This is a genomic window from Rhodococcus sp. P4_B6, from assembly GCF_056402215.1.
Genome location: NZ_JBFUHV010000002.1, coordinates 79003 through 105806, shown reverse-complemented (window position 1 = coordinate 105806; position 26804 = coordinate 79003). Strand labels below are relative to the sequence as shown.

Annotated in this window: 17 protein-coding genes; 2 read left to right on the top strand and 15 right to left on the bottom strand. The window is 67.9% G+C overall.

Annotated features, from left to right (window positions below; translation table 11 throughout):
* The first annotated feature begins 34 nt into the window (after positions 1–34).
* A complete protein-coding gene (locus tag AC1DWT_RS01370; protein WP_206014372.1) occupies positions 35–1009 on the top strand; it encodes a hypothetical protein in 975 nt (324 codons plus the stop codon).
* A 26-nt stretch (positions 1010–1035) separates the two neighbouring features.
* Here the strand turns inward: AC1DWT_RS01370 and AC1DWT_RS01365 are convergent, their stop codons facing one another.
* The 14 genes from AC1DWT_RS01365 to glf form a co-directional block, all read right to left on the bottom strand.
* Positions 1036–2580 (bottom strand): acyl-CoA carboxylase subunit beta, encoded by a 1545-nt coding sequence (locus AC1DWT_RS01365; RefSeq protein ID WP_072938577.1) that lies wholly within the window; start codon positions 2578–2580, stop codon positions 1036–1038.
* Positions 2577–7646 (bottom strand): polyketide synthase Pks13, encoded by a 5070-nt coding sequence (gene pks13, locus AC1DWT_RS01360; protein WP_477919426.1) that lies wholly within the window; start codon positions 7644–7646, stop codon positions 2577–2579. Before pks13 ends, AC1DWT_RS01365 begins: the two co-directional genes overlap by 4 nt.
* A 31-nt stretch (positions 7647–7677) precedes the next feature.
* Positions 7678–9573 (bottom strand): long-chain-fatty-acid--AMP ligase FadD32, encoded by a 1896-nt coding sequence (fadD32, locus tag AC1DWT_RS01355; RefSeq protein ID WP_072938582.1) that lies wholly within the window; start codon positions 9571–9573, stop codon positions 7678–7680.
* Positions 9574–9760: 187 nt separating this feature from the next.
* On the bottom strand, positions 9761–10750 hold the full coding sequence (locus AC1DWT_RS01350) for an LLM class F420-dependent oxidoreductase (RefSeq protein ID WP_009477140.1): 990 nt from the start codon (positions 10748–10750) through the stop codon (positions 9761–9763).
* Positions 10751–10942: 192 nt separating this feature from the next.
* On the bottom strand, positions 10943–11923 hold the full coding sequence (locus AC1DWT_RS01345; protein ID WP_074933804.1) for a cutinase family protein: 981 nt from the start codon (positions 11921–11923) through the stop codon (positions 10943–10945).
* Positions 11924–11929: 6 nt separating this feature from the next.
* Positions 11930–12508: a DUF732 domain-containing protein gene (locus tag AC1DWT_RS01340; protein WP_095862829.1), complete on the bottom strand. Its 579-nt coding sequence runs from the start codon at positions 12506–12508 to the stop codon at positions 11930–11932.
* A gap of 126 nt (positions 12509–12634) precedes the next feature.
* Positions 12635–14521, bottom strand: a complete 1887-nt coding sequence (locus AC1DWT_RS01335) for an alpha/beta hydrolase-fold protein (RefSeq protein WP_206014371.1) — start codon at positions 14519–14521, stop codon at positions 12635–12637.
* A gap of 131 nt (positions 14522–14652) precedes the next feature.
* The gene (locus AC1DWT_RS01330) at positions 14653–15648 is read right to left on the bottom strand and encodes an alpha/beta hydrolase (RefSeq protein ID WP_083395667.1); all 996 of its coding nucleotides are present in this window, start codon (positions 15646–15648) and stop codon (positions 14653–14655) included.
* 291 nt (positions 15649–15939) lie between these two features.
* Positions 15940–16950, bottom strand: a complete 1011-nt coding sequence (locus tag AC1DWT_RS01325) for an alpha/beta hydrolase (protein WP_072938600.1) — start codon at positions 16948–16950, stop codon at positions 15940–15942.
* Between the two features lie 337 nt (positions 16951–17287).
* Positions 17288–19207, bottom strand: a complete 1920-nt coding sequence (locus tag AC1DWT_RS01320) for an arabinofuranosyltransferase AftB family protein (RefSeq protein ID WP_095862828.1) — start codon at positions 19205–19207, stop codon at positions 17288–17290.
* A gap of 1 nt (position 19208) precedes the next feature.
* Positions 19209–20114, bottom strand: a complete 906-nt coding sequence (locus AC1DWT_RS01315) for a decaprenyl-phosphate phosphoribosyltransferase (RefSeq protein ID WP_072938605.1) — start codon at positions 20112–20114, stop codon at positions 19209–19211.
* A complete protein-coding gene (locus AC1DWT_RS01310) occupies positions 20111–20629 on the bottom strand; it encodes a phosphatase PAP2 family protein (protein ID WP_012691118.1) in 519 nt (172 codons plus the stop codon). Before AC1DWT_RS01310 ends, AC1DWT_RS01315 begins: the two co-directional genes overlap by 4 nt.
* Complete coding sequence (locus AC1DWT_RS01305; RefSeq protein WP_072938608.1) at positions 20610–22526, bottom strand: glycosyltransferase; 1917 nt, start codon at positions 22524–22526, stop codon at positions 20610–20612. The genes AC1DWT_RS01310 and AC1DWT_RS01305 overlap by 20 nt, the downstream gene beginning before the upstream one ends.
* Complete coding sequence (glf, locus tag AC1DWT_RS01300) at positions 22523–23740, bottom strand: UDP-galactopyranose mutase (RefSeq protein ID WP_206014370.1); 1218 nt, start codon at positions 23738–23740, stop codon at positions 22523–22525. Before glf ends, AC1DWT_RS01305 begins: the two co-directional genes overlap by 4 nt.
* A gap of 147 nt (positions 23741–23887) precedes the next feature.
* Between glf and AC1DWT_RS01295 the strand changes: the two genes are divergently transcribed.
* Positions 23888–25012, top strand: a complete 1125-nt coding sequence (locus AC1DWT_RS01295) for a glycosyltransferase (protein ID WP_477919425.1) — start codon at positions 23888–23890, stop codon at positions 25010–25012.
* Here the strand turns inward: AC1DWT_RS01295 and AC1DWT_RS01290 are convergent.
* Entirely contained in the window at positions 25009–26589 is a 1581-nt protein-coding gene (locus tag AC1DWT_RS01290) for a SpoIID/LytB domain-containing protein (RefSeq protein WP_206014369.1), read from the bottom strand. The two genes, AC1DWT_RS01295 and AC1DWT_RS01290, sit on opposite strands and share 4 nt — an antisense overlap.
* Positions 26590–26804: the final 215 nt, after the last annotated feature.

Sequence of the window (26804 nt, the reverse complement as noted above, 5' to 3'; positions counted from 1 at the left end):
CGCGGATCCCTGCGCCCGGGGCAGGCTCAGACCCATGCGAACCGAAAGCTGGGCCGAAGACCTCCCCGGGACAACCGCTGCCGGCCGCGACGGAGTGGTCCGAGCGGCTGCCCTGGAACGGCTGGGCGTCGCCAAGGGCACCATCGCCGCGCGCTGCCGCGACGGTGGTCCCTGGCAGCGGATCCTCCCCGGCGTCGTCCTCCTGCACGACGGGCCACCGACAACGCTGCAGCGCAACCTGGCGGCGCTCGAATACGGCGGCCCGGACGCGCTCCTGTCGGGTCACGCCGCGCTGGCCGCGCTCGGCTACCCAGCGTCACCGCCCCGGAACGACGTGCTGCTGCTCATCCCGTCCACCCGGCATCGCCGGGACTGGTCGTACGTGAAGGTCGAGCGGACGCGGCACCTGCCCGCACCCGTCCACCGGGGGCTCCTGCGCCTCGCTCCGCCGCGGCGCAGCCTTCTCGACGCCGGACGTCGCACGCTCACGGCCGAGGCCTGTCACGCGCTCCTGACCGAGGGAATCCGGCGTGGCGACGTGACGATAGACGAACTGGTCCGCGAAATCGCACACGGCAGCGACCGCGGAAGCCACCTGCCGCGGGCAGTCCTGCGTGAACTGACCGAAGACGCGCATTCCGCCGTCCGGGTCCACGCGCAGAATGTGTATGCGACGAGCGGGCTTCCGCCGATGCGGCACGACGTGGACGTGCTGTCCGCGGCCGGGCTGTGGGTCGCCCGGCCCGACGGCTGGCTCGACGACGTCGCCGTCGCCTGGGAGATCGACTCGCCGAAGTACCACTTCTCACCCGAACTGCACGAGGCGACGAGGCAGCGGCGGGCACGGATGCAACGTGAGGGAATCGTCGTCGTGACACACCTGCCGGAGCAGATCCGGGGCGACCCGTCGACCGTTCTCGCCGACCTGCGCGCTGCGTACACGCTGGCCGCGTCGCGCCCCCGGCCGCCGGTGTTCGTGCACACCGAAACGCACCTGCGGTCGGCATGACCGCCGACCGCAGGTGCGGGAACGAACTACAGCGGCATCAGGTCGTGCTTGCGCGGATTACGCTGCACCGTCTTGTCGCGCAGCATCGTCAGCGCCTTGCGGATCTCGAGCCGGGTGGTGGCGGGCTCGATGACGGCGTCGATGTATCCGCGCTCCGCGGCGATGTACGGCGTCGCGATGTTCTCGTTGTAGAAGTTGATCAACTGCCGGCGGACGGCGGGCGCGTTCTCGCCCGCGGCCTCGATCTGCCTGCGACCGATCAGGTCGACAGCGCCCTCGGCGCCCATCACCGCGATGCGGGCGGTCGGCCACGCGAAGTTGATGTCGGCGCCCAACTGCTTCGAGCCCATGACGGCGTAGGCGCCGCCGTAGGCCTTGCGGATCACGACGGTCACCTTCGGCACGGTCGCCGTCACGAACGCGAAGATGAACCGGCCACCGCGCTTGATGACACCGATCCGCTCCTGCTCGAGCCCGGGAAGGAATCCCGGGGTGTCGACCGCGAACACCAGCGGGATGTCGAAGGCGTCACAGATGCGGATGAAATGCGCGGCCTTGTCCGAGGCCTGCGCGTCCAGCGCACCCGCCGCGACCAGCGGCTGGTTCGCGATCACCCCGACCGTGCGGCCGTCGACGCGGGCGAAGCCGGTGATGATGTTCAGCGCCACCTGCCCGCCGATCTCGTGGAACTCGCCGTCGTCGAAGATCCGCAGCAGGATGTCGTGCATGTCGTAGCCGGCGTTGTCGGCGTCCGGGATGAACGTGTCCAGATCGCGGTCGGAGTCCGTGATCTCCGGTTCGAGACCCGGATTGACGACCGGCGGCTTCTCCATGCAACTCGACGGCAGGAAGCTCAGGTACTTGCGCACCCACTCGAACGCGGCCTTCTCGTCGGGCGCCACATGGTGCAGGTTGCCGTACTGGGCCTGATTCCGGGCACCACCGAGTTCGTCGAGGCTGACGTCCTCGCCGGTGATCTTCCGGACCACCTCGGGCCCGGTGACGAACATGTACGACTCCTCGGTGGCCACCAGGACGTCCGTGTTGATCGGCGCGTACACCGCACCGCCTGCGCACTTGCCGAGAATCATCGAGATCTGCGGGCACATGCCCGACAGCGGCTCCTGCCGACGGCCCAGCTCCGCGTACCAGGCCAGCGACGTCACCGCGTCCTGCACCCGGGCTCCGCCGGAGTCGTTGATGCCGACACACGGGCAGCCGATCTTCGCGGCGAACTCCATGATCGCGGCGACCTTGCGGCCGAACATCTCGCCGACCGAACCACCGAACACGGTCTGATCGTGCGAGAACACCGCGACCGGGCGTCCCTCGACGGTCCCGTGGCCGGTGACGACGCCGTCGCTGTACAGCGCATTCGGGTCACCGGGCTGGCGCATCAGACCGCCGACCTCGATGAAACTCCCCGGGTCCAGGAGCATGTCGATACGTTCGCGTGCGCTCGGAATACCCTTCTTCGCGCGCTTGGCAATAGCCTGCTCGCCCGCGGGTTCCTTTGCCGTTTCCAGCTTTTCGCGCAGTTCGGCAAGCTTCTCTGCGGTCGTGGTGGTCATTGATGCGCTCCGGTTCCGGCGGCCTGGATCGCCGCCAGCTTCTTGGTGAGGTCGGCACCGACCTTCGCGATGTACGGCTCGTCGACGATCTGGATGTGATCGCCGCCCACGTGGATGATCTCCAGGTTCTTCACCGCGTCGCCCCAGCCGCCGTCCGGCTTCCGGGTCTTGAACGCGGGCTCCAGGTTCATCACGTCGTCGTGGTAGCGGTCGGCCATGTACAGGACGACGTCGCCGTCGTACTGCTCGAGCTCGGCGGTCTGGATGGCCCGGTTGTCGAGCCACGACGTGCGCTGGTGCTCGATGATTCCGCCCGGAATCTTGGTGCCACTCAGCTTGAGCAGTTCCGTCAGGATCTTGATCTGCTCTTCGTCGCTCTCCGCCGCCGCGAGCTTGTCGTACGGCAGCGGGTAGTCGACGTTGTACGTCTTCTTCGCGAACGCCGCGTACCGCTGCCAGCGCTTACGGATCTCGTCGGGAGTGTCCTCCACCTTTTCCCCGGCCATGACCGTGTCGATCAAGCCGACGATCCGGACGTCCGCACCCGACTCGCGCAGCAGCTTCGCCACCGCGTACGCCAGCACACCGCCCAGCGACCAGCCGTACAGCACGTACGGTCCGTCGCCCTGGATCTCGCGGATCAACGGCAGGTACTCCGCCGCGCGGACATCGATCGGCCCCTCGGTGCGCTCGAACCCGTACATCGGCGTGCCCTCGGGCAGACGCTTCAGCAGCGGCTCGTACGCGACGGTCGACCCGCCTGCCGGGTGGAACACGAACACCGGGACGGCGTCGGATCCCTCCGGGCGAGCCCGCAGCGCGCGGACCAGCCCGTCGATCTTGCCGGAATCCTCGAGGAAGCCGCGCACCACATTGGCCAGTTCCTCGATGGTGGTGGAATCGAGGACGTCGTCGAACGTGATCTCACCGTTCGCGCGCTCCGACAGCCGTGCCGCCAGCTTCTCCGCCGTCTCGTCGTTCAGGATCGGCAGCGTGTTGAAGATGCCCTTGGCGGACTCGCCGGTGACGACGGCCCACGTGGCGAACGTCAGACGTTCGGCGGCGTCGCGCGGCGGAACGTCGGTGCCGGTCGCCTCGGCGAACGCTTCCTTGCTGTCCACGGCGGTTTCCTCGGGCGCAGCCTCCGGGACAGGGGTGGCCGCGATGATCGCCTCGGCCTCCGCCTCCACGGACGTGTCCTCGGCGTCGAGCGGGGCCGCGGCGCCCTGGGAGTCACGAGCGGCCTCCGCATCACGGTCGGCCTCCCCGGCCTCCGCGGCCTCCTCGGCTTCCTTCTCGGCCTTCTGCTTGTCGGCGAGGGCCTGCACCTCTTCGCGGTTCTCGACCGCGTAGCGCAGGTACTTGCCGACCTCCATCAGGTTCGCGTCACGGACCGCCTGCAGCTGCAGCTGCGGGATGTCGAACTCGTACTCGACGCGGTTCTTGATGCGGACGGCCATCAGCGAATCGAGTCCCAGCTCGATCAGCGGGATCTCGGCGGGCAGGTCCTCCGGGGCGTAACCCATGGACTCGGCGACGATCAGCGCGAGACGGTCTTCGAGCGTCTGCGAACCGTTCGGGTCCCACTTCTCGCCGATGTCCTCGACGACCTCGGGCAGCTCCTCCACCGGCGACGTCGTCTGCACCGGCGCCGCACCAACATTCCCCGTCGCTTGGCTCGCCCCGACAACCGGTTCAGGCAATGCCTCACCGGACGTGACGGCGGCGTCGAACAGCAGCGTGAAACTCGCACCGCTCTTCGCGTGCACCTGCAGCGACGCGCCACCCGGATGCGGGTTGAGCGTGGTGGTGAGCGTTCCCTCGGCGGGCGCGTCGGCGTGCAGGACGGACGCGGCGAGCGTCACGTCCGACAGCACCTGCGACGCGGCGGCGGTGACCAGGGCGGGCAGGTCGGTGACCGCGCCGGCCTGGACCTCCCATACGTGGCGGCCGTCGGGCAGCGACACGTGCGCACCCGGAACACGGGTGTTGCCGCTCGAGTCGATCCGGGTCTCCACCCAGTACGGCTTGCGGATCCACGCGGTGCGCGGAACGGCCGCGAAGTCGCCCTCGGGCAGCAGCGAGGACAGGTCGACGGCGTGCCCGTGGACGTAAAGCTGTGCGAGCGCGGCGAGGACACCGAGCGGCTCGTCCTCCTTGCGCTTGAGCGTCTGGATGAGCTGCATGTCGTGCAGGCCGGCGTCGAACGCGGTGGCGGCCACGGACATCAGGGCCACCGGGTTGGGCGCCAGTTCCACGAACGTGGTGTGCCCGCTGCCGACGGCGAGGCGGACGGCGTTGGTGAAGTACACGCTGTGGCGCAGACCCTTGGTCCAGTACTCCTCGCGGTGGATCGGCTCGTGGCCTGCGCGGTAGTAGGTGTCCTGGTCGACGGACGAGTACACGCCCAGCTTCAGCTTGGTCGGTTCGATGCCCGCCAGTTCCGCGGCCAGCTCGCCCAGCAGCGGGTCGACCTGAGAGGTGTGGCTGGCGCCCTTCGTCTTGAGGACGCGGGCCATCTTCTCCTCGCCCTCGGCCCGCGCGACGATGGCGTTGACCTCAGGCTCCGGGCCGCCGATGACGGTGTGCGTCGGGGCCGCGTACACGCAGACCTCGAGGTGCGGGAAATCGGTGAAAACGGTCTCGATCTCGGATGCGCTGTACTCGACGAGCGCCATCAGACGGATGTCGTCGCCCTCGAGCGTTGCCTCGGCCTCGCCCATAAGGCGGGACCGGGCGCAGATCACCCGGACCGCATCCTCGAGCGGCAGGCCACCCGAGATGTATGCGGCAGCGGCCTCGCCCATCGAGTGTCCGACGACGGCCTCGGCCTYGGCGCCGTGGTGACGCAGCAGGGCAGCCAGACCGATCTGGATGGTGAAGATGCCGACCTGCGACGTCTCGACGTCGTAGTCGATCGCGTCGTCGAGGAACTTCTCCTTCATGGAGTAGCCGGCCTCGTCCTCGATCAGCGCGTCGACCTCGTCGATGGCCGCGGCGAACACCGGGTTCTCCAGGTACAGCTGCTTGGCCATCTTGCGGTGCTGCGAACCGAAGCCCGACAGAACCCAGACGGCGCCCTTCGACGACGGCGAGTCCGCGGTGAACACACCCTGCCCGGGCTTGCCTGCGGCGACGGCGCGCAGACCGGTGACGGCCTCCGATCGGGTCTTCGCCAGGACGACGGCCCGCGAGCGCCCGTGGTTGCGGCGCGCGAGAGCGCGGGCGACGTCGGCGAGCGGGGTGGTGCTGCCCTCTTCCGTTTCCAGCCAGTCGGCCAGATCGGCGGCGGCCCGGCGACGGCGCGACGGCAGCGCACCGGACACCGCGAGGACGACCGTCGGCTCGGTCTCGGCCACCGCTACCTCGGCGGGCACGACCGTGTCGGCGGGCTCGGCGGTGTCGTCGACGGCAGGCCCGGTGTACTCGCGCACCACGACGTGGGCGTTGGTGCCACCGAAACCGAATCCGGATACACCGGCGACGGCCGCGCCCGTGTAGCGCGGCCACGCCGCACCCTCGGGAATGACCTGCAGGTGCGCCTTGTCGAACGCGATGTACGGGTTGGGTCCGGCGAAGTTCAGCGTCGGGGGAAGTGTGTCCTCCCGCATCGACAGCACGACCTTGATCAGACCCGCGGCGCCCGCGGCGGCCTCGAGGTGACCGAAGTTGGTCTTGGCCGAGCCGAGCAGGGCGGGCTTGTCGTCGGCGCGTCCACGACCGACGACGCGTCCGAGCGCGTCCGCCTCGATGGGATCGCCGAGGATGGTGCCGGTGCCGTGCGCCTCGATGTAGTCGACGCCTGCCGGGTTGATGCCCGCGTCCCGGTAGGCGTGCCGCAGGACGTCGGCCTGCGCGTCCGGGTTCGGGGCCGCGAGACCGTTGGAACGGCCGTCCTGGTTGACGGCGCTACCGGCGATGACGGCGAAGATCTCGTCGCCGTCACGCTCGGCGTCCTCGAGGCGCTTCAGGACGACGAGACCGCCGCCCTCCGCGCGGATCATGCCGTCGGCGTCGGAGGAGAACGCCTTGATGCGGCCGTTGGGGGCCATCACACCCAGCTGGTCGAAGCCCAGCGTGGCGGGCGGCGCGACGAGCATGTTGACGCCGCCGGCGAGCGCGAGGTCCGACTCACCGGTCCGCAGCGAGCGCACCGCCTGGTGCACCGCGACGAGCGAGGACGAGCAGGCCGTGTCGAGAGCGATGGACGGTCCGCGGAAGTCGTAGAAGTACGACACCCGGTTGGCGACGATGGACGTCGACGTACCGGTCAGCGCGTACGGGTGCGCGTGGACGGGGTCGCTGACGGCGAGCAACTGGTAGTCGTTCGCCGAGCTGCCGATGAACACACCGACCTGCTCGCCCTTGAGGTCGCTGGCCGGGATGCGGGCGTGCTCGAGTGCCTCCCACGTCAGTTCCATCGCGAGGCGCTGCTGCGGGTCGACGTTCGCGACCTCCAGCGGGGACATCGCGAAGAACTCCGCGTCGAACGTCTTCACGTCGTCGAGGTAGCCGCCCTGCGTGTTGGCCTTCTCCACGGCGGCCTTGATCTGCGGGTCGGAGGTGAACTCCTCCCAGCGGCCCTCGGGCAGGTCGGAGATGCCGTCGCGGCCCTCCGCGAGCATCTGCCACATCTCGGCGGGAGTCGTGCCCGCACCCGGGAAGCGTGCGGCCAGGCCCACGATCGCGATGTCGTGCGCGTCCGACGTCGGCGCCGACGCGTAGTAGGCGGCGTCGGCGGAGTCGTCGGGCTGCTCGGGTTCGCCCTCGATGATCCGGGTGGCGAGCGACGCAATGGTGGGGTGCTGGTAGGCGACCGTCGCGGTGAGCGTGACTCCGACCAGTTCTTCGATCTCGCCGCTGAGTGCGACGGCGTCACGCGACGACAGACCGAACTCTTCCATCGGGCGGTCGTCGGTGATCTGACCGACCGGTTGCCCGGTTGCGTCGGCAATCCAGTTGCGCAGCCAGTCGCGCAGCTGCGCGACCGTCATGTCACCTGTGCTGCCGGTGACATTCCCCGTCGCTTCGCTCGCCCCGACCCGGTCATCATCTTTTTCAGCCATCAACTCACCAAGCTACCCGTCAGGAAGTGGACTATTCGGAAACGCTATCGGGGAAGGCCGTCTGCGTGTATCCGCCGCGCAGGGTGCCTTCGATGTAGCTCGCCTTGCACGCCCGGCGGGCGATCTTGCCGCTCGACGTGCGAGGAATCGAGCCCGCGGGCACCAGCAGGATGTCGCGCGCCGTGACCCCGTGCCTGGTCGACAGCGCGGCCCGCACCGTGTCGGCGACGGGCTGCGGGTCGGCCTTGCCGGCACCCGGTGCGCGTTCGGCCACGATCACGAGCTGCTCGGAGGAGTCGTCCGCGTCGTAATTCAGACCCGAGTGCGTGTTCTCGAACACGACGGCCGGCAGCTGGTTGGCAGGGACCGCGAACGCGGCCACGAAGCCGGGGCGCAGCGCGGTGCTCGCCTCCTGCGCCGAGAACTCGAGGTCCTGCGGGTAATGGTTGCGCCCGTCGACGATCACGAGGTCCTTGACGCGGCCTGTGATGAACAGCTCACCGTCGATGTACACGCCGTAGTCGCCGGTGCGCATCCAGTTGGCGTCCGCGGACGTACCCTCCGCGTGGCTGCCCTCGGCGAGCCGGTTGGTGAGCTTGTTGTGGAACGTCTCCGCGGTCTCGTCGGTGCGTCCCCAGTAGCCGATGCCGATGTTCTCGCCGTGCAGCCAGATCTCACCGACCCGGTCGTCGGGCTGCTCGATGCGCGACTCCGGGTCGACGATGGCGGCCCACTGGCTGCGCGCGACGTAACCGCAGGACACCTGCGGGATGGCGTTCTCGGCGTCCTGGTCCACCTTCACGACGCGACCGGCGTTGAGTTCGTCGCGATCGACGTAGATGACGCGGGCCTCGTCCGAGTGCCGGGTGGAGGACACGAACAGCGTGGCCTCGGCCATGCCGTACGAGGGCTTGATCGCCGTCTTCGGCAGGCCGTACGGCGCGAACGCCTCGTTGAACTTGCGCATCGACGACGTGGTGACCGGTTCGCTGCCGTTGATGAGGCCGATCACGTTGCTCAGGTCGAGGCTCTCGCCGTTCTTCGGCAGGCCGCGGGCGGCAGCGTGCTCGAACGCGAAGTTGGGTGCGGCCGCGAACGTACCTGCGCCGTCCGACACCGCGGCCAGTTCCTTGATCCACCGGTACGGCCGCTGCACGAACGCGCGCGGACTCATGATGGTGATGTACTTGCCGCCGAGGGCGGGCAGGATGACGGTCAGCAGCCCCATGTCGTGGAACAGCGGCAGCCAGGTGACGCCGCGTGAGTTCTCGTTCAGCTCGATGGAGTCGACCATCTGCAGCGCGTTCGTGCCGACGGCGCGGTGCGTGATCTCCACACCGGCGGGCACCCGGGTCGAGCCGGACGTGTACTGCAGGTACGCGATGTCGTCGAGATCGATCTCGGGGCGCACCCAGGACTCGCCGACGCTGTCGGGGATGGCGTCGACGGCGATGATCCGGGGGCGTTCGGCGGCGGGGAGGGACCGGAAGAACTGTCGAACACCCGCGGCGGAGGAGGTGGCCGTGAGGATGGCGGCAGGCTTGCAGTCACCGAGGACGGCGTGCAGACGGTCGGTGTGGCCGGGTTCGTCGGGGTCGAACAGCGGCACCGAAATCGTTCCGGCGTGGATGGCGGCGAAGAAGGAGATGACGTAGTCGAGACCCTGCGGCGCCAGGACCGCGACACGGTCGCCGGGCTTGGTGACCTGCTGGAGGCGCGCCGCGACGGCACGCAGCCGGTGGCCGAACTGTTCCCAGGTCAGCTCCTGCGCTTCGCCGTCTCTGTCCCGCGAATAGTCGATGTAGCGGTATGCCAGCTCGTCCGAGTTCTCCCGGGTGTGCCGCTGGACGTAGTCGACCAGCGTGCTTCCCGAGTCGAGCCTGATGTGGCCCGTCTCGTCGATAAAATCATCGAACTTCGCGTTCATTCCATCTCCTCCGAAGCGATCACACAGGCATGCCACCGGCATGACTGCGCCCCAGACTTCCTTCGCCGAATCGGATCTTGTAAAACTCGTGGGAAACGACGTAACACGCCACTCACCCGAATAAGTTCATCGATTCCAAACCATCGATATGTTACAGATTGGCATCGCCGCCCTCGGTACGCTGCGTCTACTCGCCCTTCAGTTGCGAGATGATCGGCGCGAACGCATCCATCTGTGTGGGGAACACACCGACGTAGGACATTGTCGTCTTTTCTCGCACCATACGGATCTGATCGGCGATCTCCTCGAAGCTGCCGATCGCGAGATACGGCGAGCTCAGGATGTCTTCGACGGACAGCTTGGTGTCGACCTCGATGTTGGGCGGGAAGCCCTGGTCGAGTGCGGCGAGCGCCATCTCGGCGGTCTGCTCACGGTCGTCGGTGATGACGATGGTGGTGATCGTCCAGTTCAGTTCGATGTCGTCGAACCGGTCACCGGCGGCCTCCCGGATCCGGTCGACGCGCTCCATCGTCTTCTCGAGCGTGACACCCGACAGGAGGAGCTTGCCTTCCTTGCTGGTCGGCGTCGCTACGGAGATGATGTCGGCGTACTTGGCGGCGAGCGCCAGCATCTTGGGGCCGCCGCCGCCGACGGCGATCGGGGGACGCGGACCCTGCCGCGGTCGCGGGCTGCCCGTCAGGCCCTTGATCTGGTAGTACTTGCCGTCGAAGTTGCACTCCTGGCCGCGCAGCAGCACGTCGAGAATCTGCAGGGTCTCCTCGAGCTTGGCGATCCGGACGCCCGGGCGCTCGTAGTCGATGCCGCCCTTGTCGAACTCTTCCTTCATCCAGCCTGCGCCGATGCCGAGTTCGAGGCGGCCACCCGACAGCACGTCGATGGTGGCGGCGTCCTTGGCGAGGATCGCCGGATGCCGGAAGCCGTTGGCGAGGACGGCAGTGCCGAGCCGGATCTTGTCCGTCGCGATCGCGAGCGCGCCGAGCGCGGCGATCGGCCCCACCTGGTTACCCAGGTGGTCCGGGATCATGAAGCTGTCGAACCCGAGTTCCTCGGCCTTCTGCGCAAGCTTGACGAACCGACGCGCGCCGCCCTCGTCCGCGTTGCCCTCTCCGCCTGCCGCGAATCGGAACTTACGCAACGAGCTGGCGTCGGAACTCATGAATAGCTTCTCCTGTGGTGTAACGCCCCCGTTCAGGACGTGAACATCGGTGGGTCGGGCACGGGTGGTGCAGCAACAGTGCAGCACTCTACCGGTGCCGGGAAACGCACACTACCGGCGAGTACGCGCCGCGGCCATCTGCTCGGGACGATTGACGGCACACCGACCACGGTGAACCCATCCGCCACAAAATCAACTGTGGGCCGGGGTCGGGGCGGCCTCTATCTTCTCGGCTGCCCATCCGGCGATCCACTGCGTGGCCGTCGTGCCGGAGTCGTCGACGACGTACGAGTTGTACATCGCGTGGACCGGGTTGTTGTTGTACTCGAGAAGACGCAGCCCGCTGCCGATCCAGTTGCTCGGCTTCAGCGCCTGCGCCGGCGCGTCGCAGATCCCGTCCGTGGGGGCGCAGATCTCGACCGCCCGGTCGGTGAGGTCACCGAAACCGCCGGGCCGCTGACCGGTCATCGTGATGCCCGGGATCTGCAGACCGGCCAGGGACAGTTCGGCGCCCACACCGGTGACCGGCTGCCCGACGTTCGTCGCTGCGGCCGGGTCGCGACGGCCATCGGCGATGAGCCCGACACCCAGCACCAGATCCGCCGGAACAGGGCCGTCACCTGCGCCGATGCTCGAAGCGACGTCGCCGGCGATGACCGCACCCTGGGAGAAGCCGGTGAGCAGGAAGCTGGTCAGCGGGCACTCGGCGTGCCGGCGGACCAGGATGTCGTTGGTGGCGGCGGTGCCGGCGCCGCGGCTGTTGTTGTACGACTGCTGCCCGTCCGGCGGGAACGCGACCGGGTTGGAGAACTGCGCGACGTACGGAACCGTGTACACGTCGGCGCGCGAGGACTCGAACTGCTCCTGCAGCGGACGCGACACGTTGAGCATCAGCGACGCCGGGTTGGCCGTCGGGTTGTACGGGTCGTCGGTGGCGCTGGACTCCCATGTGCCCGGGACGACGACCACCTGGACGTCGGGACAGCTCGCCGGCTGGGCATTGGGACGCTCGGGACCGGGCGGCGTCGGGATCGGTTTGGGCAGCCGCCCTGCGAGCAGATACCAGAGTGCGATCACTGCGACGAGAATCACCAGCAGGACCACGATCAGCACCAGCAGTTTGCGCAGGAGGCTGCTCTTCTTCTTCCGCGTTCCGCGCCCGGTCACCGACATCGGCGTCTACTTGCAGTAGGTCGCGTGTGCGACGTCCATGTAGGTCGTGGCGTTGGCGGTCGCCTGCTCCTGGGTCAGTTCCTTCCCCGCAGCGGACGCCTCGGTGCCGACCATCGCTGTGACGAACACCATCGCTTCGGCGTCGCTCTTGCCCTCGGCCTTGGCCTGGCAGATGAAGTCGGCGGTGCTCACGGCCATGGTGCCGTCGGCGGCGGGCTCGATGCCCTTGGCCTTCAGCGCGTCGAGGAACTTCTGGCCGTCGGCACTGACCGGGACCTCGCTGGGGCCGGGGAAGTCGCCCGGAACTTCCTCGGGCTGCGCCGGCGGCGCGGTGGCCGCCTCGCCGGGGCTCGTCACCGGTGCGGAGGCCGACGCGGAAGCGCTCGCGCTGGGTGCGGCGGACACCGAACTCTCGGCGGAACTGGACGCGGCCGCGGACGTCGTGGTCGCGCTGGTCGACGGGTTGGACGTCGCCGTGGAGTCGTCGCTACCGCACCCGACCAACAATCCGCTCGCTGCGACGGCGAGCGCGCCTACCGCGATCGACCGTCGGAAGGTGGTGCTGATACGTGAGTGCTGCGGCATCTATTTCCGTCCTTGCTTTCCAAGTCGTTGTCTCTCGACAGGGTACAGACGCAGATCGGGCGGAAACCTGGTCCGCCGGACCCGGCTCCGCCCGTTGCGCGTGAGATTTCTAGTACGGTGCGGCCATCAGTGAATCTCGGCCTTGTTGTCGATCACTGTGACGTAACCGGTCTGGAAGTTCTGCTGGACGCCACCGGGAATGGCGAACTTGTCGCTGATCGGGAACCCGAGCCGGCCGCCCTCGTAGCCTGCGCTCTTCCAGGCGTCGAAGATCGGTCCGTTCTCGACGGCCCAGGCGCCCGACAGCGGACTCCAGTAGATGTTGCCGCCCTCGAACTGGTTGAACCGGCCGCCGTCCTTGACGGGGATCTCGCTGGTCTTCGGGAATCCGAGCCAGCCGCCCTCGTAACCGAGTTCGGCGTACTTGCCCATGATCATTCCCTGCACGCGGTGGGTGCCGTTCACGGGACTGAAGTACATGGCGCCGATCTCGAAGCCCTGCACTGCGCCGTCCTTGCCGGGCGTGGGAACTTCCTCGGCCACCGGGTATCCGAGCGGTCCGGCCTCCCAGCCCTGCCGTGCCCACTCGTCCCGGATCGCGCCGCGGACGGCGTGCGCCCCGGTCTGCGGCGACCAGTAGACGGACCCGCGCTCGAAGTGGTTGAAGCGACCACGTCCGTCGGGGGTGGCCAGTTCGGGCGTCGTCGGGTAGCCGAGCGACCCGCCCGGACCGCCGGTCGCCTGGTAGACGCCACCGATGGCGCCGGCCACCGGCTGCGCGCCGGTGTCGGACTTGACGAAGATCCGGCCGTTGCGGAAGTCCTGGACCGTTCCGCCCGCGAGGCTGTACTCGGGGGTCAGGCAGTCGCCGATCCACGGGTTCGCGCCTGCGACACCGGCGATGGACCCACCGGTGGTGCACACCGGCTTCTCGGGTTCGACGTCGACGGCGCTGGCGAGCTGCGGCCACAGCTGGTGGAGTTCGAATTGCCAGTACGGCCACGAGTGCGTGCCGGACGGCCGGTAGTTGACCTGGGCGGGGATGCCCAGCTTGTTGAGCTTGGTCGCGAACGTCTGGGACGTGAGCCGGCTGAGGATCTCGAGCCCCATGCCCGCGTAATTGGTGCTGACGCCCGGGATTCCGGACGGCTGGTCGTACGGACCCGTGGTGCCGCTGCCGCTGGAGATGTACAGGCTGACGCCCTTGAGCTTGTCGGCCAGCAGGTAGGGGTCGTGTTCCTCCCACGCAGAGCTGGTCGGGGGCCCCCACATCGCGTCCGCGTCGAATCCGCCCGCATCGCTCATCGCGTAGGCGACGGCCTGCGGCATGCCGAGCGCCGTGGTGGTGAGCATGCCCGACAGCGACGCGGCGAACTTGAAGAATCCCTGGTTGCGGGCCGCGAGGAACATCGCGGACGTGCCGCCCATCGACAGTCCGACGACGCCGCGTGTCTTGGTGGTGCGCCAATCGCTTTCGAGGATCGGGGGCAGTTCCTTCGTGAGGAACGTCTCCCACTGGTAGTTCTGACCGTTGTCCTGGGCCACCCAGTCGGAGTAGAAGCTGGACTGGCCGCCGACCGGGAGGACGACGTTGATGTTCTTGTCGGCGAAGAACGATTCGGCGTCGGTCTCGAGCGTCCAGCCGTTTTCGTTGTCCTGCGCGCGGAGGCCGTCGAGCATGTAGACGGACGGGAACTTCTCCGTCGGCTTCGAGTTCCAGTCCCGCGCCAGCAGCATCTGCACCTGGATCGGCACACCCATCGACGGGGAGTTGATCCAGATCGCCACGCGACGGTCGGTGAGCCAGTCGACGTGATGGATCGTCGCGCCGCCCGGGGCCTGGGTGGCCACCGGGGCCTGCGCGGCGACTGGCGCAGCCGAGACGGTGGCGGTCTGGGTGAACCCGACCGCCACCGGCACCACGAGCACAGCGGCAAGCGAGGCGAGCGCGCGCCTTCGAACGTTTCCGGTCGACGAACGCTGACGTTCTGCCCTGAACAGGCCTACTCGCATGACGTTCACTCTCTCTCTGCGCGTCGAGGCCAACACGGAGCACGGCCTCGCGTTCCGGTTCTTTCTACACGCAAACAACAGACGAGTGGGAGTGCCGCGCTGTTACAGCTGGTGCAATTGTTACTTCCGAGCTACCCGATCGTGTTGCCGAGATCCCCGGCCAGATCGTGGATCTGCTGCTGCCAGTAGCGCCACGTGTGGATGCCGCGCGGCGGGAAGCTGTAGGTGACGTTCTTCGCGCCGAGGGTCGCCATCTTGACCTGGAAGGCACGCGTGTTCGCCAGCGACAGCGCCTCGAGGCTCGCACCGGTGCTCGCGTTGAACACGTCGATGACGCCGGTCGGTGCGGCTCCGCCGGGGGCGGGGATGCCGTTGGCGGCCGACACCCACAGGCGGGTGTTGTTGTCGCGAAGCTTGTTCGCGAACACGAACGGGTCGTTGCGCAGCCACGCCGGGTTCCACGGCGGGCCCCACATGGCGTCGACGTTGTAGCGGCCGGCGTCGAGCATCGCGACGCGGATCGCCTCACGCATGCCGGGAGCCGAGATGTTCAGGTAGCCCGACAGCGAGCCCGCGTAGTTGAACTGCTCCGGGTGGTAGGCGGCAAGCGTCAGGGCGGCGCTGCCACCCATCGACAGGCCGATGACGCCGTTGCGGGTGGACTGGAAGCCGAGGCGGTTCGCCAGTGCGTCGCGCAGTTCCTCGGTGAGGAACGTCTCCCACTTGTACGGGGTCTTCTGGCCGTTGAAGTTCGAGTTCGACAACCAGTCGGAGTAGAAGCTGGACTGTCCGCCGACCGGCTGGACGACGTTGATGTTCTGCGAGGCGAGGAACGGGCCCGCATCGGTGTTGACTTCCCAGCCGCTCAGGTCGTCCTGCGCGCGCAGGCCGTCGAGCAGGTAGACGACCCGGTTGGTGTTGCCGTCAGCGGCCCGCCAGATGCGGCTCTTGATCGGACCCATGGAGGAGTCGACCCAGAAGTCCTGCGCTGCGGGGTCGAAGGCTGCGGAGGCCGTTGCGCCGCCGCCCACCATGGTCACGCCCAGTGGCAGTGCGACCGCCAGAGCAATTGCGGCGGCGGTACGCCTGGCCCATCCGCTTGTTCTCGTCGAACCCCCAACTCGCATGAACTCGTCTTCCCTCCGCTTGATGCGTCTCGCGCCGCGGCCGCGGCAACCTCTCGATAACTCTCGTGAAAATCTCACGTACAGACGCCACCCGCGCAGCGCTCGCTGCGCGGGTGGCGTCTCGACGGGATCACCTTACTGACAAAAGGACCCGTTGTGCACTCCCGGGGGGAACGGATTCCGAGGTTTTCCTCTCACCCTCCGATCCGGGACCGTGCACTTCAGAACGCACGAGCGCCGCCCCGCCGGTGAGGCGGGGCGGCATTCGCCACGAATGTGGTGGCGTCTAGATCACCAGGCGCCCAGCGTGTCCAGGATCTGGCCGCGGGCCTTCCACAGCTCGGCACCCCAGTACGGCCACGAGTGCGTGCCGTTGGCCGGGAAGTCGAAGGTGGCCGGCACACCGAGGCTGGCCAGACGCACCTGGAAGGCGCGGGTGTTGGCCAGGGCGAGGGCCTCGAGGCCCATGCCGTTCGCGGTGTTGTAGTAGTCGATCGGCGCGCGCGGGTGATCGAATTCACCGGGCAGGCCGCTGGCGGCCGAGATGAACATCGACAGGCCGTTCAGGCGCGGCGCGAAGACGAACGGGTCGTTGCGCAGCCACGCCGGGTTCCACGGCGGGCCCCACATGGCGTCGACGTTGAAGCGGCCGGCGTCGAGCATCGCGACGCGGATCGCCTCACGCATGCCGGGAGCCGAGATGTTCAGGTAGCCGGACAGCGAACCGGCGAACTTGAACTGGTCGCGGTGGTACGCGGCGAGCGTCAGGGCGGCGCTGCCACCCATCGACAGGCCGAGGACGGCGTTGTTGGTGCGCGAGACACCGTAATTGGCCAGGAAGTCGGGCAGTTCCTGGGTCAGGAACGTCTCCCACTTGTAGGTGACGGGCTGACCGTTGAAGTTGCTCGCCGAGTACCAGTCCGAGTAGAAGCTGGACTCGCCGCCGACGGGCATGACCAGGGTCACGTTGTCGTTGCGGTACTGGTCGAACGCGTTGGTCTCGAAACTCCATGCGTTGCGGTCGTTGCGGGCGCGCAGTCCGTCGAGCAGGTACAGCGCCGAGCTACCGCCACGGGCCGCCCACTGGACCTGGACCTTGATCGGCCCCATGGAAGAGGGAACCCACAGTTCCTCGTAGCCACCGGCCGGCGCGGTCTTGGCGGGCCCCGCGTGCGTCGGTGCTGCTGCAGCAACGGCTCCACCAGCGATTCCTGCGCCTACAGGCAGTACCAGTGCGACGGCGCCGATGGCCATCGCACGCTGCTTGAGGCGCTGAGACAACCTCGGTCTGGCAAAACGCATGAATACTGCTCACTCTCTTCGTCTGCGGACTCCGCCAACTGGGCGGCTCCGGCGGATTCCGTCGGGGAACAGGCGACCTGCCGCCCCGGGCACGTGGCCGGGCCGGCAGCGGACCTCTTCCGAGTCACACTGCGCTTGGTGGACTGTATGTCACACGAACTTCCCTGACAAACGCTCGCGGAGCGCTTTTCGGGGAACTTCCAGACCACCGTCACGATGACTCATCATCGACGTACATCGTCGCCGACAGTTCCAGCGTTACACAAACGAGATCTGATGTTCCGACATCGAGATCTGGCCGGGACGCCCCGGTGACACAGGCCCCGCCCGGTACGCCCTATTTGGCCGGTTCCGGGAACGGCGGCTCGAGATTGCACCGCTGAATTTCATATGCGGGCACTCGCTCGATTCGATAACTCGCGAAATGCAGCGCATCCTTGAAATTCTGTTTGAATCGCGGCCATGTCAGTTCCGACCGGTACGACGTCAGCAGGTCCTGAGTCTCGGGGCACGTGAGCGCAACCCGCGCCTCGGTCACCCAATCCTCGTCGAGGAATCCGGGCATCCACGGGTGCTTGTCGATCATTCCCGTGTCCACCACGACCCAGTCGGGGTACAGAGCCTTGTCGTGCCCGATACGGCCGTCGTCCAACCGCTCGGTGTGCGCCGCAAGCGGGTAGGCGAGACCCATCTGGTCCAGCACCCGCACGTCGAGGCCGACGTTCATGCTCGTCATGCCGAGGTTCAGGAAGTACACGGTGTGGCCCGCTCCGTCCTCCGGGATCGGAAGGGGCGGTGGAACGACGAACCAGTACGTGTAGTCGGCGGACGGGATGAGCAGGCCGCCGTCAGGGGTGTCCGAAATGGTCTGGACCATCGCGCGCATGCGCGGATAGTCCAGGTAGTCGTCCGCGCGAATCGGGTGCGCATGACCGGTGTTGAGAACGTAGAAGGCGCGTTCGTCGACAATTCCGGAACGTCCGATAACGACACCTTCCGGCATTCCCGTCGTGTTCGACGCGAAAAATGCCCACACGACGGTGCCGACCCACAGGAAAGCCATTGCCAGGAAAATCGACGATTCCCTGTTACGCCCCCATGATGCGCGGTCCGGAATTCGCACCGGAATTACGGCGACAGGAACGATGAAACAGAACAGAACGGGGAGAAGAACGCGGCCGTGCATGAAGTCGCCGCCGACGCGCAACGAGTACAGACCGAGGATCAGCCCGCTCGCGAGAATGAAGACGACCACGGCATTCTGCGTGCGCAGCCCTCCGCGCAGGCGCGTCAGCCAATTCCCTTCGGTGTGACGAACACCATGCTCGATGTCCTTGTCCCGGCCGCGCCAGGCGATCACGGCGCCGGCGAACAGGAAGACCAGCGGCAGCCACAGCAGGTAAGGGCCGAGCAGGTTCCAGAGGTACGCGAAACCCTGCGACCACTTCGCGCCGCCGGCGTCCTTCGACACCGCGGTATTGGGGTACGGGAGGGCGTAGTAGCCCATGCGCCAGATCTGGTAGCCCACCGGGACGATGCCGGCGACGAACACCATCGCCACCCGCACCACCCACGTGAGGCCGGGCGCCAGGAAGATCATGGCCAGCGACAGCACACCCAGGATCGCCAGTTCGGGCCGCACGAGCGGGCCCATGCCGGCGACGAACGCGAGCGTCAGCACCGAAGTGGTGGACGGGGAGGCCGCCTGGCTCCACCGGACCAGCAGCAGCCAGAGCAGCGCGATCCAGAAGATGACGAGGCAGCTTTCGAGGCCCGACGTCGCGAAGTCGCGGGCCGGGGGCACCGCGATGTACACGAGCACACCGGCGGGCATCAGGAACAGCGTGCCGCCGCCGGCGAAGGATCCACCGCGGTACAGGCGTGCGGTGCCGAACATGGCGAGCACGATCGCCGCCGTGGACAGGATGAGCGCGATCGTCAGAACGACGTATTCGAGCCGGGCCTGGGACAGCCAGCTGAACGCGTAGACGATGTACGTCCACGCGGTGCTGGTGTTGGCCTCGACCCGCTCGCCCGAGTTGAAGACCGGACCGTTGCCCGCGAGCAGGTTCCGGACCGTGCGCAGCACGATCAGACCGTCGTCGGCAATCCATCGCCGCTCCCAGGCGCCCCAGAACATCAGGAGAGCCGAGACGGCCACACCCCCGAGGAAGACCACCCTCGAGAGGATGGCCTTCCGGTGGCGTTCGGTGGTCCGCTCCGCGGCGGCGCCCGATTCCTCGGCGTCGCCTACCAAGTCAGACGAGGTAGACAGCGACACCCACCACTCCGATCCAGGCAATCGCGAGAAGTTGGAGCACGCGGTCGCCCAGCGCGATCTCCTCGGGCTCCCCGGCCTCGCCGCCGTCGACGTCGACGGCGTAACGCAGGATCGCGATCGTGAACGGCACCATGGAGATGGCGTACCAGTTGGTGCCCTTCAGGTCGTCCTGCTGGAACGCCCACAGCCCGTAGCAGAGCACGACCGCGGTGGCGCTCAGCGTCCAGACGAACCGCAGGTACGTCGTGGTGTAGTTCTCGAGGGACTTGCGGATCTTCGCGCCGGTGCGCTCGGCGAGCTGCAGTTCGGCGTACCGCTTACCGGCCGCCATGAACAGCGAACCGAATGCCATGACCAGCAGGAACCACTGCGACAGTGCGATCTCGGCGGCCACACCACCGGCGATGGCGCGCAGCAGGAACCCGGACGAGACGATGCAGATGTCGAGGACGGCCTGGTGTTTGAGGCCGAAGCAGTACGCCAGCTGGATGCCGATGTAGACGGCCATCACGACCGCCAGCTGCCAGTTGGCGAGGAACGACAGGGCGATCGAGCCGCCGAGCAGCACGACCGCCATCGCGAACGCCAGGTTGACGGGCAGCACACCGGCCGCGATGGGACGGAATCGCTTGGTGGGGTGCGCACGGTCCGCTTCGACGTCCATCGCGTCGTTGACGAGGTAGATGCCGGACGCTGCCATGCAGAACACCACGAAGGCGAGTGCGACGGGAAGCAGGACGGCGGATTCCGTCGCCGTGCCCGCGGCGACGGGAGCTGCGAGGACCAGGACGTTCTTGACCCACTGACGCGGGCGGACGGCCTTGACGATGCCAGCCGCCAGGGATGTCGGGGGTCCGGTGACGACGGCCGGTTCCTCGCTCATTTTTCTCCAAACTTCTGCTCGGCCTTCAGCACCGCGACCGCGGAGGCGGCCCCCAGGGCAGATCCGGCGAGCACATCGGTCGGGTAGTGCACTCCCAGAACGAGCCGGGAAAGCAGCATCGGCGGTACCAACAACGCAGGCAAGGGTAGCCCGGTGAGTCGGCCGAGCAGCACCGCAGCCGCTGTGGTGGATGTCGCATGCGAGGACGGGAAGCTCAATTTGCTGGGCGTCGACACGTTGACCTGGATCGACGGGTCGTTCGGCCGCGGGCGGCGGACGATGCGTTTGATCACGATCGAGGCCGCATGGGCACCGACGGCGCCCACGGCGACGCCCGCCCACTGCCGGCGGCGGGGCTTGTCGAGCGCCGCGCCGATGCCGGCGACGGCCACCCACCCGAGGGCGTGCTCACCGAAGTGGGACATGCCCCGCGCGGTCGAGACGACGCCGGGCCTGCTCGCGATCGTCGACTGGACGGTCTGCAGGATCTGGATCTCACTGGATGCCGAAGACACGTTCCCACCTCTCCTTGCTGGTCAGGGCAGGAACGGCGTCCTGGTACTCGCGCTTGAGTTCGGGGAATCGCTGGGCCAGTTCGCGGCGCAGCCGGATCGCTTCCTTCAGCAGCGCGAGCGCCAGCTTGGGGTTGCGCTTGCGGTAGACGACTCCGCGCCCGTCCGCGGTGGTGACGGTGACACCGTCCACCTGGGACAGCAGGAACCAGCGCGCGTCGATGGTGGGCACGTTGAGCTGGGGACGCTCGTGGTGCTGCTCGTGCGCGGGCTTGACGTTGTGGACCAGGCCCTTACCGAGTCGGACGATCTTCGCGAGCGGGTTCGTCGGCAGGCCGACCGCGCCGACTTCCTCACCGGAGGGCATCGGCAGGCTCGTCGACGACGGCAGGACGACGGCGTCCGGGTACTCCTTGCGCATCGCGTGGACGTTGCCGAGCGCGGTGGGGAGCAGTTCGAAGATGTGCTCGGGACCCTGCAGGAAGTCGGCGATGGCCTGGTTCTGGATCGCGACCGTCGAGTATTCGAGGCACAGCAGGTGCTTGATCGTGGCCTTGACCGTGTTGATCACGAGGCCGCGGCCGTTCCCGGGCATGTGCAGGGACGCGACGACGAGACGGTTCCGCAGGTGGAAGTACGCCTGCCAGTCGATGGCGTCGTCCTTGTCGCTCCACGCCATGTGCCAGATCGCGGCACCGGGCATGGTGACGGTCGGGTAGCCGGCGGCGCGGGCCCGCAGACCGTATTCGGCGTCGTCCCATTTGATGAACAGCGGCAGCGGCTGACCGAGTTCCTCGGCGGCCTGCCGGGGGATCATGCACATCCACCAGCCGTTGTAGTCGACGTCGATGCGGCGGTGCAGTAGGCGGGAGTTCTCGCGGTCGCTCAGCGGGTAGCGGGAGAAGTCGTGGTCGTACTCGACGTTCGGGGCGGCCGTCCACATGAAGATGCTGCGGTCGACGACCTCGCCCATCGAGTGCAGGTGGCTGCGCTCCTGGAGGTTCAGCATCTGCCCGCCGACGAGCATCGGCGACTTCGCGAACCGGGACATGGCGAGCGCGCGGAGGATCGAGTCGGGCTCGATCTCGATGTCGTCGTCCATGAACAGGATGTGCTGGCAGTCGGTGGTCTTCAGCGCCTCGTACATGATCCGGCTGTAGCCGCCGGACCCGCCGAGGTTCGCCTGGTCGTGCATCGCCAGCCGGTCGCCGAGCGCCTCCGCGGCCTCCGCGAAGCCGGGCTCGTCCTTGACCTTGCGGGTGCCCTGGTCCGGGATGATGACGGCCTTGACGACATCCATGACGAGCTCGTCGGACGCCAGCGCCGTCAGCGCCTTGACGCAGTCGGTGGGCCGGTTGAACGTGGGGATGCCGACGGCGACGGTGGCCTCACCGGGGGCGTCGACCGGCGCGTACCAGCCTGCGCTCTCCAGCACGACCTCGGTGTCGCTGGTGATGTCGAACCAGATCCAGCCGCCGTCCTCGAACGGCGCCAGCTCGATCTCGAACTCGAGGGCGGCGTCGCCGTCCTGGAACTCGCGGCCCTCGACGTGGATGCGCGAGGAATCGGCCTTCGACCGGTACACGTCGATGCGGCAGTGCCCCGACAGCTCGAGCCGCAGCACCACGGAGTTCAGCGTGCTCCACCGGCGCCAGTAGCTGGCCGGGAACGCGTTGAAGTAGGTGCAGAACGACGCCTCGGACTCGGCGCCGACCGACAGCGACGTCCGCGACAGCGAATGCGCGCGGCGACTGTTGGTCTTCGCTTCCTCCAGGTAGAGGGTGCGGACGTCGAGCGGTTCACCGGCGCGCGGCAGGATCACCCGCTGCAGCAGTGACTTGCCGAGAAGCGGCGCGTCCTCGGTGACCTTCTCCGATTCGAGCAGATGCCGGGCGCTCATTCGGCCTCCCCCACGAGGTCCGCACCGGATTCGAAGTGCGGACGCAGGGAGTTGTCGAACATCGACAGCGCGCTGGCGATCGCCATGTGCATGTCCAGGTACTGGTAGGTGCCGAGACGGCCGCCGAACAGGACCTTGTTCGCGGACATCTCCTCCTTGGCACGGTCGCGGTAGGCGGTGAGCATGGCGCGGTCGTCCGGGGTGTTGATCGGGTAGTACGGCTCGTCCTTGCTCTCCGCGAACCGGGAGAACTCCCGCATGATGACCGTCTTGTCCTTCGGGTAGTCCCGCTCCGGGTGGAAGTGGCGGAACTCGTGGATCCGGGTGAAGGGCACGTCGGCGTCGTTGTAGTTCATGACCGGTGTTCCCTGGAAGTCACCCGTCTCCAGCACCTCGGTCTCGAAGTCGAGGGTGCGCCAGCCCAGCTCGCCCTCGGAGTAGTCGAAGTAGCGGTCGAGGGGGCCCGTGTAGACGACGGGGGCGTCGGGGCTCTCCGCGCGCAGGTCGTCGCGGACGTCGAACCAGTCGGTCTCGAGCCGGACCTCGATCTTCGGGTCCTTCGCCATGTTCTCGAGCCACGCGGTGTAGCCGTCGACGGGCAGGCCCTCGTACGTGTCGTTGAAGTAGCGGTTGTCGAACGTGTACCGCACCGGCAGGCGGGTGATGTTGCCCGCCGGCAGATTCTTCGGATCCGTCTGCCACTGCTTGGCGGTGTAGTCGCGCACGAACGCCTCGTACAGCGGCCGCCCGATCAGGGAGATCGCCTTCTCCTCCAGGTTCGACGCCTCCTTGGAGTCGATCTCGGAGGATTGGTCGGCGATCAGCTTCCGCGCCTCGTCCGGGGTGAAGTAGCGCCCGAAGAACTGCGACACCAGACCCAGGCCCATCGGGAACTGGTACGCCTGGCCCTTGTGCAGCGCGAACACGCGGTGCTGGTAGTTCGTGAATTCGGTGAACTGGGTGACGTAGTCCCACACCCTCTTGTTCGAGGTGTGGAACAGGTGCGCTCCGTACTTGTGGATCTCGATGCCGGTCTCGGGTTCGGCCTCCGAATAGGCGTTTCCGCCCAGGTGATGACGACGGTCGAGCACCAGCACACGCTTACCCAGCTGTGTTGCTGCACGCTCGGCGACGGTCAGTCCGAAAAATCCGGAGCCGACGACGATGAGGTCGTACCGGCCAGGGGCGGTTGTCTCTGGGGTTGCAGCGGTCACGATGAACCAGGGTAAGCGACTCCGCGACCTGTGCGCGGCCAAGGGGTGCAGGGACCCCTTCGGCACGCACGAGGAGTTCTCCCTGTATTCACCGGTTCTGCAGACCTCGTTGTTCGCGTCGACGCGGCGATCGCGCTTCATGAGCGGGTGCGCATCGTCCAGCTGGCGAACTTCTACGGACCGCGGTCGGGCGGGCTCCGCACCGCCCTCCACAACTGGGGTCAGGGGTACGTCGAACGCGGACACGAGGTGATCCTCGTCGTCCCAGGTCAGCGGGACTGTGAGGAGCTGCTGCCGAGTGGGGTCCTGCGGATCACCCGGTCCGCTCCGACCATCCCCTGGACCGGGGGTTATCGCGTCGTCGATCCGCGCAGGGTGGCCGACGTCGTCACCGGGCTCGGACCGGACGTCCTGGAGGTGTCCGACCGGCTGACGCTGCGCGGTTTCGGGGGCTGGGCCCGCGCCCGCGGGGTGCGCAGTGTCGTCGTGTCACACGAGCGCCTCGACCGGCTGCTCGGCCAGTTCGCTCCCCGGCGCGTGGCCCGCGGCTGGGCCGACGTCGCGAACCGCCGGATGGCACGCAACTACGACGCCGTGGTCTGCACGACGGACTTCGCGAGCGAGGAGTTCACCCGGATCGGGGCCCCCAACCTGCACCGGGTCCCGCTCGGTGTCGACCTCGCGATGTTCCACCCCGGCAAACACGACCAGGAGATGCGCGACTCCTTCGCCGATCCGGCGCAGCGTTTCCTTCTGCACTGCGGCCGGTTGTCGGTGGAGAAGCAGGTGGAACGGAGCATCGACGCCGTCCGGCTGTTGCGGCGGCAGGGGCACGACGCCCGGCTGGTCATCGCAGGCGACGGCCCCCGGCGGGAGGCGCTTCAGTACCGGGCCCGGGGGCTTCCCGTGCACTTCACCGGGTTCATCAGCGACAAGGGCCGCCTGGCGTCGCTGTTCGCGTCGGCGGACGYATCGCTGGCGCCCGGACCGCACGAGACGTTCTGCCTGTCGGCGCTCGAGTCGCTGGCGGCGGGCACGCCGGTGGTCGCGTCACAGTCTTCGGCTCTCGCCGAGATCATCACACCCGGCTGCGGCGCCCTGGCCCGGGACCGGGGCCCGGCGTTCGCCGACGCGGTGAGCGGCATCCTCGAGATCCCCTCCCGCACCCGCCGGGCGTCGGCCCGGCGGCGGGCCGAGGACTTCGGCTGGGCCGAGTCGGTCGACGGGATGCTCGCCGTGCTCGAGGGGGCCGCTCCGCTGTCTTCCGTTTAGCTGCCGCCGGTCGGCAGCCACTCGCGGAGCACGCTGGCGTCGATCACCTGCGCCCCCAGTTTCTTCGTCCAGATGATGGTGCCGTTGGTGAACATCCGGAACTTCCCGGCCTCCGACGGCAGCATCATCTCGGGACCGATCGGCGCGCCGAGTGTGCTGTTGACGCCGCCGAGTTCCTTGTACTTCTCGGTGATCGGCGAACCCTCGGTGGTGCCGACGGTGTCCTCGTCCTCGCCGGCGGAGGCGAGGATGGACGGGTCGGGTTCGCCGGGGGCGGCAGGCGGAGCCGGGACAGCGAGTCCGTCACCGAGGGTGAACCAGTCGGACTTGAGCTTCAGCTTCGCCCTCGCCTCGGCGCCGGTCGCCTCGGCGGTCCCCGACGTTCCGACGACCTTCACACCGGTGACGCGTCCGCCGTCGACCCCGAAGTTGTTGCGGGTGACCACCTCGAACGATTCGAGCTCGCCGACGTTGAACGCGGACGCGATGTCGCCCGCGGTGAGGGTCACCACCCAGTCGTGGTTCGGCGACACGGTGTCGCCCTGGTCCTCGATGGCCGGGAACTCGCCGCCGGCGGTGTATCCGCCTGTGGACGAGGAGAATTCGGCAGCGACCGGCTTGTTGTCCTTCGTCAGGATCATGCCCTTGGTGGAACGGACGGCGTCCGTGGTCCGCGGGTCCTCCTTCGAGGAACCGCCGTAGACCTGGCAGCTCTGGGTGTCGCAGGTCTTCGCGTACTCTTCCCGGTTCTCGGCGGCGGCATAGGAGCGGGCCGCGACGGCCTGCGCCCGAAGCGCCTCGGCCCCACCGGTGTCGGCCCAGCCCGCCTTCGCCTCGGCAGGCACCACACCCAGCAGGTAGTCGTCCATGTCGACGACGTTGACGGTGCGCACGGCGGCGCCGTCGAGCGCGACCCCGAGGGCGCCGCGGTAGGGGGTGTCACCGGCGCACAGCTTGAGGTGTTCGTTCGCGGGACGGTCCGGGGCGAGGTCGACCGGGTCGACCCACGGGTGGTCGGTGGCGTCCTGCCACAGGACGTCGCCGGCACATCCGCGGGTGACGACGACGTTGGCGCCGCCGTCCGCGGTCGGCGTCAGGTGGACGGCCTCGCCCGGCCCGACGGGCTTGCCGGCGACGACGGCGCCGGCGTCGGAGTAGACGTCGAGCGGCTGGTCGTCACGCGCCTGCAGCCGGACGCTGATCTGCGCGTCGGCGAGGGTGCCGAGTGTGGTGCCGCCGTAGTAGTGGCCGAGGATGCGCTCGGCCGCCCACCCCTGATCCTTCGCGTACCCGTAGGCGCCCCACTGGCCCATCCCGCGCCCGTGGCCGTTGCCGTGCCCGGACAGCGTGAACGGCGTGTCGGAGGCGACGGTTTCCCGGACGTCCTGGCCGGAGGAGCGCACCTGCACGACCACGCCGGTGACGGCGCCGACGACGAGGACGGGTGCGATGCCGAGCGCCGACGCGCGCAGAAGTCTGGCCCTGAACCCGCGCGGGGCGGGAGGGCCCGCGATGTACCGCCTCCTGCGAGTCCAGGCAGGTCTACCTGCACGAACCCCGAATTCGGTCTTCGCCATCACTGCACTCCTCATCGCTGAACAACGAGCGCTGAGACGGGGCGTGCACCTCGTCTCAGCGGGTCCGAGAAATTCGGGATAAAGTCTCAATGTAAGGTTGAGCGTTATGGACCTGTGTGACTAGTGTGGCAAGAGTGATTGGAGTTAGCAACAACAGTCTCTTCCGTCACACAAGCATCACGAGTTGCAGACACGCGAGGTCGCTCGCAGGAAAC